This is a genomic window from Acinetobacter sp. V89_4, assembly GCF_029967875.1.
Taxonomy (GTDB): domain Bacteria; phylum Pseudomonadota; class Gammaproteobacteria; order Pseudomonadales; family Moraxellaceae; genus Acinetobacter; species Acinetobacter oleivorans.
Map to the genome: position 1 here is coordinate 48,741 of NZ_JASCAI010000001.1, position 16,244 is coordinate 64,984.

Annotated in this window: 23 protein-coding genes and 1 pseudogene; 17 read left to right on the forward strand and 7 right to left on the reverse strand. The window is 40.0% G+C overall.

The genetic code is table 11. The annotated features are described in order from the left end of the window. Window position 1 precedes the first annotated feature (1 nt). The 7 genes from QLG01_RS00240 to QLG01_RS00270 all read right to left on the reverse strand — a co-directional run bounded on the left by QLG01_RS00240 (window position 2) and on the right by QLG01_RS00270 (window position 4,775). Window positions 2-172: a hypothetical protein gene (locus tag QLG01_RS00240; protein ID WP_005042582.1), complete on the reverse strand. Its 171-nt coding sequence runs from the start codon at window positions 170-172 to the stop codon at window positions 2-4. Continuing rightward, complete coding sequence (locus tag QLG01_RS00245) at window positions 173-691, reverse strand: hypothetical protein (RefSeq protein ID WP_282495547.1); 519 nt, start codon at window positions 689-691, stop codon at window positions 173-175. 142 nt (window positions 692-833) lie between these two features. Continuing rightward, window positions 834-2,297, reverse strand: a complete 1,464-nt coding sequence (locus QLG01_RS00250; RefSeq protein ID WP_282495548.1) for a hypothetical protein — start codon at window positions 2,295-2,297, stop codon at window positions 834-836. Window positions 2,298-2,316: 19 nt separating this feature from the next. Beyond that, window positions 2,317-3,063 carry a hypothetical protein gene (locus QLG01_RS00255; protein ID WP_282495549.1) on the reverse strand — a complete coding sequence of 249 codons (747 nt, stop codon included), beginning with the start codon at window positions 3,061-3,063 and terminating at the stop codon, window positions 2,317-2,319. Window positions 3,064-3,075: 12 nt separating this feature from the next. After that, window positions 3,076-3,441: a hypothetical protein gene (locus QLG01_RS00260; RefSeq protein WP_282495550.1), complete on the reverse strand. Its 366-nt coding sequence runs from the start codon at window positions 3,439-3,441 to the stop codon at window positions 3,076-3,078. 3 nt (window positions 3,442-3,444) lie between these two features. Then, window positions 3,445-3,885 (reverse strand): hypothetical protein, encoded by a 441-nt coding sequence (locus QLG01_RS00265; protein WP_282495551.1) that lies wholly within the window; start codon window positions 3,883-3,885, stop codon window positions 3,445-3,447. A 194-nt stretch (window positions 3,886-4,079) separates the two neighbouring features. Next, on the reverse strand, window positions 4,080-4,775 hold the full coding sequence (locus QLG01_RS00270; RefSeq protein ID WP_282495552.1) for a LexA family transcriptional regulator: 696 nt from the start codon (window positions 4,773-4,775) through the stop codon (window positions 4,080-4,082). A 129-nt stretch (window positions 4,776-4,904) separates the two neighbouring features. On the opposite strand from QLG01_RS00270, the gene QLG01_RS00275 reads away from it, so the two are divergent. The 17 genes and pseudogenes from QLG01_RS00275 to QLG01_RS00355 all read left to right on the forward strand — a co-directional run bounded on the left by QLG01_RS00275 (window position 4,905) and on the right by QLG01_RS00355 (window position 16,240). Beyond that, window positions 4,905-5,099 carry a hypothetical protein gene (locus QLG01_RS00275; RefSeq protein ID WP_282495553.1) on the forward strand — a complete coding sequence of 65 codons (195 nt, stop codon included), beginning with the start codon at window positions 4,905-4,907 and terminating at the stop codon, window positions 5,097-5,099. Window positions 5,100-5,109: 10 nt separating this feature from the next. Continuing rightward, window positions 5,110-5,382: a hypothetical protein gene (locus QLG01_RS00280; protein WP_282495554.1), complete on the forward strand. Its 273-nt coding sequence runs from the start codon at window positions 5,110-5,112 to the stop codon at window positions 5,380-5,382. A 46-nt stretch (window positions 5,383-5,428) separates the two neighbouring features. Then, the gene (locus tag QLG01_RS00285; RefSeq protein ID WP_282495555.1) at window positions 5,429-5,761 is read left to right on the forward strand and encodes a hypothetical protein; all 333 of its coding nucleotides are present in this window, start codon (window positions 5,429-5,431) and stop codon (window positions 5,759-5,761) included. A gap of 39 nt (window positions 5,762-5,800) precedes the next feature. Beyond that, window positions 5,801-6,955, forward strand: a complete 1,155-nt coding sequence (locus tag QLG01_RS00290) for a hypothetical protein (protein WP_282495556.1) — start codon at window positions 5,801-5,803, stop codon at window positions 6,953-6,955. Beyond that, window positions 6,952-7,062: pseudogene (locus QLG01_RS00295) on the forward strand (putative phage replication protein); the annotation flags it as partial. The gene QLG01_RS00290 and the pseudogene QLG01_RS00295, both read left to right, overlap by 4 nt. A gap of 158 nt (window positions 7,063-7,220) precedes the next feature. Next, window positions 7,221-7,679, forward strand: a complete 459-nt coding sequence (locus tag QLG01_RS00300; protein ID WP_282495557.1) for a hypothetical protein — start codon at window positions 7,221-7,223, stop codon at window positions 7,677-7,679. Window positions 7,680-7,742: 63 nt separating this feature from the next. Next, window positions 7,743-8,477, forward strand: a complete 735-nt coding sequence (locus tag QLG01_RS00305) for a hypothetical protein (RefSeq protein WP_282495558.1) — start codon at window positions 7,743-7,745, stop codon at window positions 8,475-8,477. 120 nt (window positions 8,478-8,597) lie between these two features. Then, on the forward strand, window positions 8,598-8,894 hold the full coding sequence (locus QLG01_RS00310) for a Lar family restriction alleviation protein (protein WP_282495559.1): 297 nt from the start codon (window positions 8,598-8,600) through the stop codon (window positions 8,892-8,894). A 123-nt stretch (window positions 8,895-9,017) separates the two neighbouring features. Then, the gene (locus tag QLG01_RS00315; protein ID WP_282495560.1) at window positions 9,018-9,209 is read left to right on the forward strand and encodes a hypothetical protein; all 192 of its coding nucleotides are present in this window, start codon (window positions 9,018-9,020) and stop codon (window positions 9,207-9,209) included. A 14-nt stretch (window positions 9,210-9,223) separates the two neighbouring features. Next, the gene (locus QLG01_RS00320; RefSeq protein ID WP_282495561.1) at window positions 9,224-9,658 is read left to right on the forward strand and encodes a hypothetical protein; all 435 of its coding nucleotides are present in this window, start codon (window positions 9,224-9,226) and stop codon (window positions 9,656-9,658) included. Further along, complete coding sequence (locus tag QLG01_RS00325; RefSeq protein ID WP_282495562.1) at window positions 9,627-10,268, forward strand: putative metallopeptidase; 642 nt, start codon at window positions 9,627-9,629, stop codon at window positions 10,266-10,268. The genes QLG01_RS00320 and QLG01_RS00325 overlap by 32 nt, the downstream gene beginning before the upstream one ends. Window positions 10,269-10,327: 59 nt before the next feature. Continuing rightward, window positions 10,328-10,834, forward strand: a complete 507-nt coding sequence (locus QLG01_RS00330) for a DUF2280 domain-containing protein (RefSeq protein WP_282495563.1) — start codon at window positions 10,328-10,330, stop codon at window positions 10,832-10,834. Continuing rightward, window positions 10,831-12,489: a terminase gene (locus tag QLG01_RS00335; protein WP_282495564.1), complete on the forward strand. Its 1,659-nt coding sequence runs from the start codon at window positions 10,831-10,833 to the stop codon at window positions 12,487-12,489. The genes QLG01_RS00330 and QLG01_RS00335 overlap by 4 nt, the downstream gene beginning before the upstream one ends. A gap of 11 nt (window positions 12,490-12,500) precedes the next feature. Beyond that, window positions 12,501-13,916, forward strand: a complete 1,416-nt coding sequence (locus QLG01_RS00340; protein WP_282495565.1) for a DUF1073 domain-containing protein — start codon at window positions 12,501-12,503, stop codon at window positions 13,914-13,916. Between the two features lie 70 nt (window positions 13,917-13,986). Further along, a complete protein-coding gene (locus QLG01_RS00345) occupies window positions 13,987-14,577 on the forward strand; it encodes a phage minor head protein (protein ID WP_282495705.1) in 591 nt (196 codons plus the stop codon). Then, the gene (locus QLG01_RS00350; RefSeq protein ID WP_282495566.1) at window positions 14,578-14,892 is read left to right on the forward strand and encodes a hypothetical protein; all 315 of its coding nucleotides are present in this window, start codon (window positions 14,578-14,580) and stop codon (window positions 14,890-14,892) included. 19 nt (window positions 14,893-14,911) lie between these two features. Continuing rightward, window positions 14,912-16,240, forward strand: a complete 1,329-nt coding sequence (locus QLG01_RS00355; RefSeq protein WP_282495567.1) for a DUF2213 domain-containing protein — start codon at window positions 14,912-14,914, stop codon at window positions 16,238-16,240. Window positions 16,241-16,244 lie beyond the last annotated feature (4 nt).

Consider the following 16,244-nt stretch of genomic DNA (forward strand, 5'->3'; position numbering starts at 1 on the left):
CTTACTTAGCGCCTTGAATTGCAGTTTTGATTTTTGCTACTGATTGTGAAGTCCATCCCTTATAAGTTTTGGATTCACGATCAGGTGGGAACTCCTCCAAATAATATTTTTTAAATGTATTTGGAGCCATACCGAGTTCTTTAGCTAGTTGCCTTAAAGAATACCAAGACATTTAAACACTCCCCTTGTTTTCTAAATTAATGAAGTTTTGAGATCTTTGAAGACGTCTTACCAAATTGCTAAGTAAAATTTTTACGTTAGTATCAAATTGATTAATGTTTGTTGATTCAGAATAAAGAGAGAGGCTTAATCTCATTACATCATAAGCAAATATGCTGAATGCTTGAGGATCCTTCTTTCTGAGCTCATCCGCTTTAGGACAAATAATGTCTGTGAAAATAGTTGTAGAAATATCTATAGGTGAATCCTCTATAGGTTTTGACTCAATAATTTCCACGCCATCACCAGGTGTAATTTGTCTTTTGATGAGCATGTAAACATCGCCGTTTTTCTCTACATCAAGTTCGGCCAATATCTGCTTTATAGTTTTTGCACTTAGCTTGCATACAGTCGCCAATTGAGAAACTGTTAAACCGTAAGTATCATTTGCCAGAGCTTCAAAAACTTTAGCTTTGTATTTTTTGAAATTAGTTATTTCATTGGCCTTTTTAAGTTCAGCTGCTGTACTCATTTTCACTTTCTCCATGTGGCTTCTTTAAACTTTACATTTACTAAGCAAGCATCGATTTCTGAAGGGTTAACATTGTCGAACTGGTGGTTCATGTGAGCGCCTATCACGAGAAGAATGCGCGTCATTGTTGAGTAGTGATATTTCATTGGCTTATCTCCAATGGTGCACCCGGTAATTGAGCTTCGCGGTTTTTATAGGCTGTCATCGCGTCATACTTTAGAGTTCCATTTTCAAGTAAACGGATCTCAGCGAATAAGGTGCGTAGAACATCAATATTCTGTGCAGCATGTATACGCTCAATTAAAGGTCTGTTTTGAAGTTGTCTAAGACGGTGATGTGATGCCTCTAATAAGGGCTTGCGCTGAGCTTCTGACCATTTACGTGTGCGGTCAAAGATTGCATTAACTTCTTCAGCATTCCTAGCCATATCCATTTCAACAACTAAACTGTCTACAAGATCTTTGGTGTATGTGAATCCAGGATAGGCAGGTTCAGGGTCTATTAAATCAAGCTGTGAAAGTTGTTCTTTTCGTTGCTCATAATGAATTTTTAAATCTCGTAAATCCTCAGTTGAAAGATTATTTTTGCTTGCCAGGATTGTGTCATTAGCTTTGGCTAATTCTTCAGTTGTACTAGCACGATCAATTAGACCCTTAAGTATTTCTTTTGGGGCAGATTCTTTTTTGTCGCTGAAAGTTGTCTCTTGAATAACTTTCATTAAATTGTCGCGTTCTAGTTCTTCTAGATGGCCATTTGCGCCAATTTTCCGCTTAACCGCTTGTAGTTCTTCAGCTGAGGTGCAACGTTCAATTTCACTAATAAATGAATCATGTAAAACAGAAAATACTTGCTCACTAGCTGTATCAGCTTCATCCATTTCAATAAAATCGAGCTCAGTTAATCGAGCTTGTTTAGCAATCTCAATTTCATCCAATTGCTCTTGCGTAAATCCTTCTTTTTTAAGACCTGAACAAACGTTTTCTACTTCTTGCTCTGTATTTGCAATTTTCAAAGCATCTAGTAAAACTTGGTATTGAACATAGTTTGAATCTTCAGATGTTGTGGTTTTATCAGTCGAAGAGGGTTCCACAACTTCTAAATGAGATGGATCCTCAGCTTTAACCTCCTCAACTTGTTTAGGAGTAGCAGCCTTTGAAGATTTTTTCTTAGCACCTTTTTGCTTGTCTGCACCACCTATAGGCACGACAAGTGCTTCGCTTGTATCAACATCACGGCCAACGGCTGCACAAAATGCTTTTAACTGGAGTCGAGCATTTTCTATGTCTGCTTGAGCAAATCCATTTGAAATTGCTGTTTTTAGGGCTGAAGTTTCATTGTACTTGTACCAATAAATACTACCCGTATACTCAACAAGATAAATGTCTTGTTCTGGCTTAACATCATCAAGGGTGAGGGGTTGAGTAAATATAATCCCAGCCAATTCAATCTTTGGCAGTTGGATACAATATTCATAGCCTGGCAAAGAAAATACTGTAGCTGGGAACTGATCCAAAGTATCAAACTCACCATCGATGTGGCGGCAAAGAATAACTTTGCCGGACATCAAAGCATTAAAGGCTTCTTGGTTTGAAATTAAATTAGTCATGTTTATTTCCTGCCTTTAATTAATGGTGGAGGGGTTGAGTTTGGTTTTGTTGCTGGCTGAGGCTAGGGTTTGTTTTCCAGCCCATTTGATCTGCACGTGCGCGACATGCTCTTTTAATGCCTGTCTCATAGGTTGTGCCTTTAAATCGATTTGCAGCAGCTTTAAGGATTGTCGTGTCGGGAGCATCTTTAATAGCTTTTAGTGCATCTTGATAAAGTTGATCTTGTGAGCGTTTTGGCGGAGTATTCGGCTTAGTATTATTTTGAGTTGCGGGTACTGAAGTATTTTGTTCAAGATAAGCATAGTCGTAGTTATATAAATATTTGCTGCCATCAAAATTACCTAGGTAAACATCAGCTGCTACACCAACTGCTTTAAAAGCTACACCAAGTGCATCCGTAACCGCCTTTTTATAACCTTCATCAATAGCAACTAATTTACCTTTTTGAATTTCAACAATAGCCGATCCGCCATTACCAAAAAATTCCTCGCCCCAAACACCATCAATCTTTGTTTTAACCGCCACCTCAGCAAAGGCCATCAAGGTTCCATCTGGAGCTGTTTCAGACCATAAGCGCACATGTCTATATGTCCATCCGTGACCAACTGGACCGAAAGCCTGAGTCATAGCCATTAATCGCCATTGAGGATTAATATCTGACTTTCCTTTTAAGTAGCCAAACTCAATTTTTTTAAGAAAATTAGTAGGTGTTTGCTTAACAGCATTCCAGATATGTAAATTGTCTTTTAAGTTTTCAGTAGTCATGATGCCACCCAATTAATAACGAGAGTTTTTATAAGCGATACGTTGCTCTGCGCTGTATCGTTGGGGTTGAGTACGGTTCTTTTGCTCAATAGCACGGTGATAATTAACACCGCCCTTAAATTCAGGCTTGAACCATTTTTGTGATAATTCATCCGTAGTAATTGGACGCGGCTCACTTTCTTGTGAATCCTTAACAAGTACGTTGTACCAGTTGAATGGCTGAGCTCTTTTGCCACCAGTAAACTCTTTATCAAAGTCTGGCGTAAAATCTAGAGTCAGCTTGGCCAAATAGATTTTTGGACCAAGACGTACATGGTAGAAACCTTCCTGGTCTTTAAAAAGAAACTTACGAAAAGGTGTGGTGAAGGTCTTTTTCATTACTTATTCCTCCACCAGGCGATTTTTTTCGATGAAGCCTTTAAGAAGGGCATTGATATTGCGGTGATCGTTGTAATCAGTGAAATCGTTGTATGACTTACCGTTTACATCGGTAATTTCATTGATTGTGAGCTGGGTAACATCAACAGCAGTAAATTCCGAACCTGGTACGCCGTAGCTATCCGGATGAGCCTCAAAGTCAAAGCTTACGTTTACTCGGAAGCCATCAAGTTTGACCACTGCAATACCTGATGTCTTACCTGTGATCTGGGCCGTTTGAACACCGTATGAACTTGGTTGAGTTTGCGGTGTAAAGGTCTGGGTTTTTGTTGCTAAACTAGATTGAGCTGTCTTGTATTCACAGGAAGCTAAACCAGCAATCAAAACAAGAGCGGTAACACCAGTTACTTTGATATGGTTGAATGGAATTGCATTTACATTCATAATCGTTTTACTCACTGAGTATTAAGCAGCTAGGACCTTCGAACTTCATAGCTGCTTTTTTATTGTTAAAACAAAATGTGTTATTAGAATATAAAACATAATGTTTTATTTGGTCAAGAATTTTTAAAACAAAATGTGTTATTTTTATTAGGCACAAAAAAACCGCCCTAAGGCGGTATTTGGTTTTTTCTTAATTAATCGTAATGAATATCCTGCAATGGAATTGTTGGATATTCTTGTACGTGTCTACTAGGTGGAACAATATCTGTTACTGCAACAATTGCATCTACTTCATCCATATCAAAAGTAGTTCGTTTCTCGCCATTCACTGCAAGAAGATGCAAAACATCATTCACGATACCGATAAATTCTTTGATTGTTCTTCGTCCATCTTTTAGTTGAACTTCAACAAATTCGGTTGGTGTTGGAGTGGCATCAGGATCGCAAACAACATACCATCCATTTCGTATGGCAGGGTACATAGAGTCGCCAGTACCTTTAACAGCATAAGCATGAATTCCAGCTGTAAGTGAGGGTACGTAACCATCTCCTCCATTTCCGCCGTAACCCATTTCAGTGTAGAAACCGTCATAACCCATCTTTGAGTAGGACTTCACTGGAATCCATCCTCCAATTCTTGGAGATACATTTAATGTCTTCTCATTATAAAGTTTTTCAATATTTGGTTTGCCTGCACCTGTAAGAATCCAAGCGTAATCTAGTTTCAATTTTTGTGAAACTTGTAAACCACCTTGCTTGGAAATCCCACGCTTATCCCAGTTATAGACCTTTTGTGAATCTACATCTAAAAGCGAAGCTAATGAATTGGCGTTTAAGCCAGTTTCATTATAAATACGCTGCATTGTTGGGTGTATCTCTTTATCACTCATAACAAAACAACCTAAAACAATTATTAGAATTTTCTCAAAATTAAAACAATCTGTGTGAAACAAAGTGATTGACCAAATAAAACAAAATGTTTTAGTATTCATGAAACATTTTGTTTTAGGACATTGTTTATGACAACGCTTCAAGAAGATAAAAAACTCATTGCAGATAATGGCGGTGCTTCTGAATTAGCCCGCAAATTGAACTATCGCTCTCATCGTGTTCAGAACTGGACCGTTCGCGGTATTCCGCCAAAAGAAAAACTGAAATTTCCAGAAATCTTTTTAACCCCCAAGACTGAAGATAACAAAGCTTCAGTAGTTTAGAGACAAGCTTATGAGCCTTGAAAAAAAATCTATCCATATACGCATTGATCAAGACATGCACAGCCGTTTGGTCGTACTTGCTGAATTGGAAGGTAATGAAATTGCTGCACAAGGAAGCGTTCTCCTAGAAAAAATGATTATGGGTGAATGGCATACGGTAACTGTAGCAGCGGAGAAGATGAATCGCTTGGGATTAACAGGGAATTTAGGGCAGGGCATTGGAAGCATGGTCAAGCTTCGGGAAGTCGAGGATTTCTCAGTAATTGGAAATAAAAAAGCCTGATGGTCGAGATCAGGCTTCTTAATTCATCAATTTGGGATCAATGAATATGCAAACTAATTTATCAAATCAATCAACCAAAGACAAACTTTTAGAACAAAAGCGTCAGCAAAGTTATCAATCGTGGCATGAACCAGCTTTGAGAACTCTCTCTGGTTTACTTGATGGACGTAAGAAAAATTTAGCTCGTCAAAACCGTGATGTAAACAACGCTGCCGTAACACGTGATGAGTTTATGCAAGCCTTGGTGGATCAACATGGAAAGCATGGTCTTTATCTGCTCCATGCAGGTCAAATCATTTCAAGTTTATATCGGGCTAAACGGATCCGCTATTTGGGCAGCACTTTCATTCAAATCATTGAGGAAGGTGAGCAGAAGTGAGTAACTCAAAAGGTATTAAAGTCATGAGGTACTTACATCATGAGTAAATTTACGCCCAATTCCTTTATGGTGGCCAACGCATTTGTTGACGAAGCCATGAATAAAATTAGTGATGCTTCAGTGAAGATCTATCTGTTAATTATTCGCAAAACACGTGGCTGGACAAAGGAGAGTGATGCGCTCTCTTTGCGCCAATTAGAAAGTTTATCTTTGAAGAGCAGACCCACAGTAATTAAATGTTTAACTGAATTAGAAAATGTTGGGTTAATAAAAAAACACCATCAATCTAAGTACGGTAATGTTTATTCACCAGTTGATGCTTACTATTTAGGAAATCTAATTAAATTTCCTAATAAAAAGATCTTGGTTAAAACCTTTATTTTATTCGATAAACAGGTGGTTAAAAATTTTAACCACTTTGGTTATGGTCTTAAAATAGATCGCAAAGTAAACGGCTTTTACTTAAAAACTAATCACGAAACAGCTTTACTGGTTAAAAATTTTTACCACCTTCATGTTGTGGGTAGTGGTGTGGATAACTCGCCAAGGTGGTTAAATTTTTTTACCACTACAAATGGCAAGTGGTTAAATATTTTTACCGCAAGTGGTAAAGAATTTTTACCTCAAGTGGTTAAAATTTTTAACCTACAAAATACAACTATCAAAAGACATTATCAAAATAAAAAAAATACGTGGTTTGTTTTGGAAAATTTGAAATCTGAAATTTGTTCTATCAATCCATCAATTGATACCAACGAGATTTTTAAAGCTTCATGGTTTGAGAGAGAGTTAAAAGCGTTTGAAGGCTTTAACCAGGATCGCAATCACTCCGATGATTTCATGGTTAAGTTTTTTGCAGAGTGGATGCTTAAAGCACGTGCTAAATACGCAAAGATGAAAACACCGGCACCACGCTCTTTTGAAAACAAAAACTCAAGTGGCCAACAATCCAATTCTGAAAACACATTGCCGGAGGTAATAACTTTTGCCTCTGACAAACAGCTTTTTATGTTTGCTCGTCTACTTGTAAACCATCCTGATTTCAAAGATTCATTTTGTCATACCGGGGAGTCTTGGATGGATGCTGGTAAGCGTATGGCACAAAAGCTGGTAGATCCTGAGCAACAAAAACCATTTATTCCGTATTTGATTGAGATGGGTTTTAAAACTCCATCCAAAGGGGTGGCAGCATGAATAAATTCGAGATTTTGGGATGGGGGCTACTCATTTCGTTTGTGACAGCAGTACTTTGCGGTGCGGTTGTTTTGTGGTGGTTAGCGCGTAAAGAACATGAGACTAAGCAAAAGGGGGGAGATGAATCAGAAAAACTTTTTAAACCATGTACATGTGGTTCTAAATATTTTGTCGATCAAGATGGGTTCCTCGGTCGGATCTGTTACAGATGCGGCGGTGAAAAATCATTTGATGAGTTTAAGCAATCCCTCAAGGGTGTTAAGAAATGAGCAAAGTTTTAATAGGGATTGATACTGGTGTGAATACTGGTTTTGCAGTGGCCATTGATCAGGGGAATGGGGGACAACTTCAGGATGTTGGCTCACTCACGATTACCCAGGCAATGAGCAAGGTGTTAGAGCTAGTCGAAATCCACAGCAAACAAAACATGAAATTATTTATTGAGGATGCACGTAAACGCACTTGGTTCGGCAACGCGGATGCACGACAAGCCAAAAGTGGAGCTGGTACGCGTGAGGGTGTTGGATCTGTTAAGCGTGATGCACAGATTTGGGAGGATTGGTGCAAGGAGCAGGGTTTGAATTATTCGATGATTCACCCAGCAGCAAATAAAACCAAAACTGACGCTAAGTATTTTTTAAAGCTTACAGGATGGGCAAAACGTACAAATGAACATGCACGAGATGCGGCAATGCTTGTTTTCGGGCGATATGCAAAGTTTTGATGTGAATAAAGGTTTTAACAAGTTGTTTTTTAATAATGGTAAAGGGTAAATAGGAAGGCGATTATGTTGATTGAAAAGTTTGATTTTATTGAGTTACTTCGCCTTGCTATTGCTCAAAGCGAAGGTAAGGGGAAAATCACAAAATCCGTTGTCTTAGGGGAGATTGCTTTATTGCCTACCGGGGCAAAAAAATGGGCTGAACTGCTCATTGAGCGAGTTGATTTTGAACGCATTACAGAAGTTACAGAAGCAAAAAAAATTTATGAGACCAGGATAATTGATGGAAAGGAAGTTAAGAAGCGTATTGATGAAGTACCTGGCAAAGTTGAAATCAAAAAAGGTGATATTAATTCTACTGATTTTTTCCGTGTTAGAAACGTTTTGGCTAGTAAGATCCATAAGGAAATGATCAAGAAGAACTTTAAGCCAAATAATTGTCAGGGCGACTTAACTAACGTGGCCAAGGGTTTAGCGGAAGTTGTTTTACGTGGGCGGCTATTTACTAAGGCTATGTGTAGCCATTGCCAGGGATTGGGTAAGCTGGAATTGTTTAATGATAAAGGGTATCCAGATGGTTCAAAATTTTGTGAAAAATGTTCTAGTACAGGAAAGCGTCCATATACATTGCATGAGAAAATTACGATCGCAAAATTAAAAGTTTCTAAATCTGGCTATTCTGAGCGATATGAGCCATACGAATTAATTGCGGAAGCATGTATCGAAAATTGGGAAAATTGTATTAGAAATGGTCTTGCAAGATCGTTTCATTTTGAGCCAGATGAAATTTCCTTAGCTTGACATAGACAGAACGGTTAAGTATAAGTATTTCTAAAATGGGCGCTTTATACATAGATCGCCCGACAAAGTTTTTAAAAGCTCGCCAATTGGTGGGCTTTTTGCTTATCTGGAGCAAAGAAAATGGGCAATACCTGGCATGCTGACCAAGAAAAAACAGAATTACAGCCAGATGAAAAATCTTTGAATTGCCCGTTTTGTGGATCTGATTCAATTTGTACTGATTCATCGCATTATGGAAAGCCGGATGAAGATGGCTCGATTGCTTGGGATGCTTTCACCTGGTGTCATGATTGTGGTTCAAAAGGTCCTAGTGCCTGGGCGATGATTGCTTGGGATGAAAATTTTCATTACGACACTATTTATGAAGAAAGATCAGTTGTTAATTATGCTATTCGCCAGTGGAATACACGCAAATAAGTTTTTTAATCTCGTGAGAGGTGTTTTATAAGCACGCCTCTCTTTTAGCCGAATGGATTACGGCGCAAATGGCCCCGCTAAATATCGATTATTGGCGGGGCTTTTTCTTTTTTTGGAGCATTTATGACTGAATTTCAAAAAATCACTTATGAGATTGGACAGCTCCAAAGAGAGCTAAATCACACAGGCAGTTGCACCACGAAAGGCTTAACCCAAGAAGAGATCGCTCAATTAGATGAGCGATTTTTTTTGGCCATAGCAAAGCAAAACAAATTAATTGCACGGCTTAACAATAAACCTGAGGGGTTCTTATAAATATAGGTGGTGCGATGGATCCTAAAAAGTATTTTATGCTCACCAGGAAAAAAGAAAGAAAACCCAAGCCAAAGAGCACACCATTACCAAAAGCCAAGCAAAACTATTTAGAAGCTGAAGCAACTCTAAAAGAAGAATTAACGGATTTGGCCATTGGCTTTGAAAGTAAGTTTCAACCCATCAATACAAAACATTGGCGCTTTGATTTCCATATTGTGAAATTACGCTTGTTGATTGAGATTGAGGGTGGTCCTTGGTCTGGTGGACGTGGCGGCAAGTTGGCTAATAAAGCTTGGAGCCTTGATAGATACGATCAAGCTGAAGAGCTGGGATATAAGATTGAGCGCTTCCATCCCGATGCAGTTTTATCGGGCTACGTAACTAACTTGATCAAAAATAAATTAGAGGCAATCGAAAATGGAACAAGTAAGACCGTTTCCACCGACTGATTTTATTGATCAGGCTGATGATGAAGAAGCTACACGCTTAACACCGGCACCAGATCTCATGGATTGGGTAATTGAAAATTATCTAACCATAGGTGGTGTGCTTTATAACCCTGACCATAACCATATAGCTGAGTTGATACATGAAAATGAGGGATTTCTTGCATTTGCATGGGCATCACAAGCTTGCACCGTAAAAAAACAAATGGTTTCAGGCCAGTGCGAAAAAGTCATGTTTAATGTGGGCGGCTGGCGTAAAGCTCGTCAAGAGCAACAGATGCGTGATTGGTTTGGTTATGTGCCTGTTTATCTCATCACTATTGATGCTAGTTTTTGCGAACAAGCAACGGACCGAGATTTTTGTGCGCTTATAGAACATGAGCTTTATCACATCGGCGTTGAGCGTGATGAAGACGGTGAGCCTATTCTTGGTGAAATGTCTGGGCTACCAAAACATTATTTGGCTGGCCATGATGTTGAAGAGTTTGTGGGCGTAGTTAAACGATGGGGAGCAGACGAGAACGTGAAGCGACTTATTGAAGTGGCGAAGCAAGCGCCGTTTGTATCAGATGTAAATATTTCCAAGTGCTGTGGAACTTGCCTAATTAGTTGAGCCTTTTGGCTCATTTTTTTTGCCTTGTTTCCTTGATGAGCCTTGATGGATTTTGAATTATGGCGAAGCTAAAAAAAGCCGAGCAACTCTTTATAGTTCGGTCACTTGCGCAATTCATGACACCCACAGAAGTTGTTAAGGCCGTCAAAGAAACTTTCAACATTGATGTGTCAGCGCAGCAAGTAGAAGCGTATGACCCTAATAAAGTTGCAGGGCGTGACTTAAGGAAGGAATACAAGGAAGTTTTTGAAGCAACGAGAAAGGAATATCTCAAACAGCCAATACACAACATTAGCGGGGCTAATGACATTGTTCAGTTAAAGATTTTGAGTGATCTACTTTTCACCAAGAAAAATAACGTGACCATGACAATTAAGATCGTGGACCAAATGCAAAAGATCATGAAAGGTTTTTACGAGAAGCGGGTCGAAATTACTGGAGCTGGTGGTGGGGCAATAAAAACAGAAAATACTCAGATTCCACCACCGCCGACATATACACCTGAAGAGCTTGCAAAACTTACTCCGCAAGAGCTTGCTCGTTTGGCTATTAATGGAAAGTTATGACATATGCATTGGAAGAGATTGCACCGTTAATTAAAGAATGGACGGTTAAAACTCGCTTGCCTGATGTTATCGCTGAGATGACACGGCGCTACTACTACAAAGCTGTAATTGAGCAAAATGAATTAAGCATCCAGGCAGAAATATACAAATGCAGCAAGGATCCAGTGCATTGGTTTAACCACTGGATCTGGACATACGATCCGCGTGGTATGTCGTTTGGCTTACCTGCAAATATTCCTTTTGTATTGCGTCCTAAACAGGTTGAACTTGTAGGGTGGTTGCTGGAGCGTGAAAGCACTCAGACACATGGTCTAATTGAAAAATCCCGTGATGAGGGTATGAGCTACGTTGTACTGGGTTTTTTCTTGCATCGTTGGTTATTCGTTGAAGGCTTTGCGGGTGGTGTTGGTAGTCGTAAAGAGGAATTGGTAGATAAGAAGGGCGACCCTAAAACCCTTTTTCATAAATTCCGCGACATGTTCAGCAAAATGCCTGGTTGGATGAAACCTAAGGGCTTTGTCGAAAAAGTGCATGATAACTACATGCGCATCATTAACCCAGATAACGGCGCAACCATCACAGGTGAGGCGGGCGACAATATCGGCCGTGGTGGACGTACCACGATGTATTTTTTGGATGAATGGGCATTCGTAGAACGGCAAGAAGCTGTAGATGCTGCAATCTCGCAAAACACAAACGTTCATATTAAAGGATCTACACCTAACGGTATTGGTGATCGTTTTCACCAGGATCGTTTTAGTGGTCGCTATTCAGTATTTACAATGCCTTGGCGAGATAACCCGGATAAGAACTGGACCGTTACATATAACGGCAAAGTTATTTACCCATGGTATGAAAAGCAGCTAGCCACACTTGATGATGTGGTACTTGCTCAAGAGGTCGATATTAATTATGCCGCATCTGTTGAAGGTGTCTTGATTCCTTCAGCTTGGGTTCAGGCTGCAATCGATGCTCATAAAAAGCTTCAGTTAGAGCCGACAGGTGATCGTATTGGTGGCTTAGATGTAGCCGATGAAGGTAAGGATAAAAACTCATTTACAGGTCGACATGGCGTTGTCATGAATTACTTGTCTACATGGTCAGGTAAAGGAGATGACATTTTCGGAACAACTCAAAAAGCGATGGATCTCTGCTTTGAGAAATCCATCGATACGTTGTTCTACGATGCCGATGGTCTTGGAGCTGGGTGCCGTGGTGATGCTAGGGTGATTAATGAAAAACGCCGTGAGTTAGGATTATCCGAAATAAATGTAGAGTCTTTCCGGGGATCTGGTTCAGTTCACAATCCTGAAGGCGAAATGGTCGAAAAGCGTCTCAATAAAGACTTTTTCGCAAATCTCAAAGCTCAGTCTTGGTGGTCATTACGTTTGCGTTTCCAGGAAACTTTTAGAGCTCTTGAGGGGCGTGATTATGATCCGGATATGATCATTTCACTCTCTACTGAAGATATCGATGCTAAGGAATTGGCATTACTCACTACAGAGCTATCACAACCTACCTACACAAAAAATGGTGTTGGAAAAATCCTAGTCAATAAACAGCCTGATGGTACTGCCTCACCTAACCGGGCGGATAGCGTCATGATTTGTTTTAACCCACAAATTGCTGAGCTCAACGTTTGGGGCAAGCTGTAAAAGAGAAAGTTATGGGCTTAATTAAATTTACTAAAGATTCATTCCAGAACTTTGCCGCTCGCGTTGGGTTAGGTACTGGAAATCAGCATGATCAGTCTGTTTATGGCTTTAATTTTTTAAGTCGTGACAGATTAAAGCTTGAAGCGATGTATCGATCATCTTGGGTAGTTGGCCAAGTCGTTGATGTTGTTGCTGACGATATGACACGTAAGGGTGTCAAATTGAATGGCCTATCAGATCCTAAAGAATCGGAAAAGATAGATCAGGAGATGGATCGCTTACAAGTATGGGGGCGGCTTAATAAAACAATTAAGTGGTCACGTCTTTACGGTGGTGCCATTGCTGTCATGATGATTGATGGTCAAAACGTATCAACACCTTTAAATGTCAACACTATTGGTAAAGATCAGTTTAAAGGTTTATTGGTTCTTGATCGATGGATGGTTCAACCAACATTACAAGATTTGGTCACAGAGTTAGGCCCTGATTATGGTACTCCTCGCTATTACGACGTGATTACCGATTCAGTAGGCTTGTGTAATCAAAAAGTCCACTATTCGCGCGTCATCCGTATGGATGGCGTAGAGCTGCCATACAACCAATCAATTACTGAAAACCTTTGGGGGCAATCAGTTATTGAGCGATTGGAGGATCGGCTAACGATTTTTGATAGCGCTACTTTAGGTGCTGGCCAGTTGGTTTATAAAGCTCATCTACGGACTTATAAAGTTAAAGGGTTGCGTAGTCTTATTGCTGCTGGTGGCCAACTTTATGAGGCTCTTGTAAAACAGATCAATCAGATCCGACAGTGGCAGTCTAATGAAGGCTTAACGCTAATGGATGCTGATGATACCTATGAAGCACATCAGTACAACTTTTCGGGTTTAGATAATATTCTGCTGCAATTTGGGCAACAGATTTCAGGTGCTACAGGCATACCACTTGTACGTTTATTTGGTCAGTCACCAGCGGGTTTAAATGCTACAGGTGAGTCTGATCTAGCCAACTATTACGACAATATTAACCAGCAACAAGAAGGACGTTTACGAACGCCGTTGCAGATCCTCTACGCAGTGTTGCATGTGTCTGTACTTGGTAAGCCTTTACCTGATTCATTTAGTTTTAAATTCGCATCATTGTGGCAATTGGATGATGAGAAAAAAGCAAATGTAGCTAAAGGTGTAACAGAAGCAGTGATTTCCGCTGAAGAAGGTGGACTCATTAAACGATCAACGGCATTAAAAGAATTGCGCCAATCAAGTGAAGTTACGGGTGTTTTCTCTCACATCACTGATGAGGAAATTAAAGACGCTGATGATGAAGATCCACCGCCACCGGGTGAAGGTAAAGATGATGAAGAGACAAATAAATCGTATAACACCTCACCTAGCGAGAAAGACCGAGATACGATACAGCCAGCAGCTTAGAAAGATTGCTGGTTATGTCGATACAATCGTTAAGGGCTTTGATGTAAATGACCCTGCCACTTATCCATTAATGGCTGCTTCATTAAATGAGTATGCAAATACTCTCCACCATTGGGCACAAAATGCAGCTGGTCGAATCATTGCCGATGTTGCATTGCGTGATGAGAAAACTTGGCTCATCTATGCAGAAGATCTTTCCCGTGGTGTGCGTGAACAGATCCGGAATACCGAAGTTGGTGCCGTATATCAGCAGCTTCTAAATGACCAGGTAAGGCTTATTAAGTCATTGCCATTAGATGCAGCTCAGCGTATTCATGACCTTTCTACACGTTCGTTAATTGAGGGCAACCGTTCAAGTGAGATTGCTGGCTTGATTATGGCAACTGGCCGCGTCACAAGATCAAGAGCAATCACAATTGCACGTACTGAGGTTAGCCGAGCATCATGCGTATTTACTCAAGCTAGAGCCGAGAATCTAGGCTCAGAGGGTTACATCTGGCGCACAAGTGAAGATGGTGATGTACGGCCAAGTCATAAGGCTATGAATGGGAAATTTGTTGCTTGGGACAAACCGCCAACTTTGGACAATTTAAAAGGACATGCTGGGTGTCTGCCTAATTGTCGTTGTTATGCCGAACCAGTTATTCCAGAGGATATTTAAATGCAAATTTTCTTTACCATTTTTGGTGGTCCACATGATGGTTATAAGTTTTCACTAGGTATGCCAATGGATTGCATTCAACTTATTGAACATTCTCCAGTAGTTGCTGTAAGGGGCCACAGAGAGCCAACTTATCGAGAGCGAGTAAAAACCGTTCGGTACGAAAAACGAAGAATGTTCGTTAAAAAATATGGAAAGGTATTTTTTAAAGATGTTTATGCTTTTGATGAATATGATTTCAGAGAAGCATTAAAAGAGTTTCGGCATTCATTCAATCCAGTTTACAAACACAGCCACCTTCGGGTGGTTTTTTAATGCCTGAAAAAGGTGAACCATGTTTAAAAGCAAAAAAGATAAGGGCAATAAAACAGTAGATCGGTCCAACATTTTTACCTCAGGACAGATTGGCCGTACCCGTGAAATTACGCCAGAAGGTTATTTACTTTGCCGTGATGTTCGATTGGCCAGAACTGGAATTTTAATCTATGGCCATGGTGAGGTGCCAATCGAGCCTGATAACACCGGATTGATTCAAGTTTACCGTGGAGATGATGTTTTATTTTCACCCACGACCATTGCTAGCACAGAAGGTAAACCCGTTACCGATGATCATCCTGAGGATTGGGTAAATCCTAAAAATTGGCAATTACTATCAAAAGGATCTAGTCACAACGTTCACCAAGGTGAAGGTGAAGATGCAGAGTATTTAATGGCTGACTTGTTAGTTATGGATGAGTCGACCATTGAAGCTGTGCAAAAAGGCAAGGTAGAAATTTCTCTTGGTTACGATGCTGAATATACACAAGTCAGCCCGGGCAAAGGGGTTCAGAGCAATATTGTAGTTAACCATATTGCATTAGTTGATAAAGGGCGATGCGGTTCTCGCTGCTCGATTGGAGATAGTTTTATGACGACCAAGGTCAAAAAGAAAAAAATCAGTTTTGCTGACCGTATTCGTAACTTGGTGAAAACTGGTGATGCAGATGAAGCAGAAAAAATTGCCAAGGCTGTAGAAGATGAGGATCTGGATCTTCCTACAGAAGACGAAGAGCCAGAAGATGACGATAAGGGCAAAACTAGTGATGCTGCTATGAATCGTGAAATCCTCAAAATGCTCAAAACTATGGATTCTCGTTTGGTTAAGTTAGAAAAGAAAACCAAAGATGGTGATGATCCTGAAAAGAAAACCGAAGATGATGACGACGATCCGGAAAATAAAACAAAGGATGACGGTGATTTAACTGAGCCAGAACCAGCTAAAAAACTTGATGAATCTGGTACGCAAACTTATACCGGTGACTCATTAAAAGAAGTCATTTCACGTGCCGAAATTCTTTCGCCTGGTTATCGCATGCCTACCTTCGACAGCGCGAATAATGGAAAAGCTGTTTTAAATACTAAACGCGCAGTTCTTAAAACCGCATTTGCTACTGAAGACGGCCAGAAAGCTATCACTCCATTTGTTGGTCAAAATCCTGATTTTGATATTTTGCCAAGCCACACCATTGATGCTGCATTTGCTGGGGCATCGGAACTCATCAAACAACAGAACAATGCAAAGGGCATTCGTTCTGGAATTAAAACCACTGATTTTGGCCGAGCTGCTCCAACGCCAGCTGAAATTAATAAACGCAACCGTGAATTCTGGAACAAGCAAGGATAAGAAT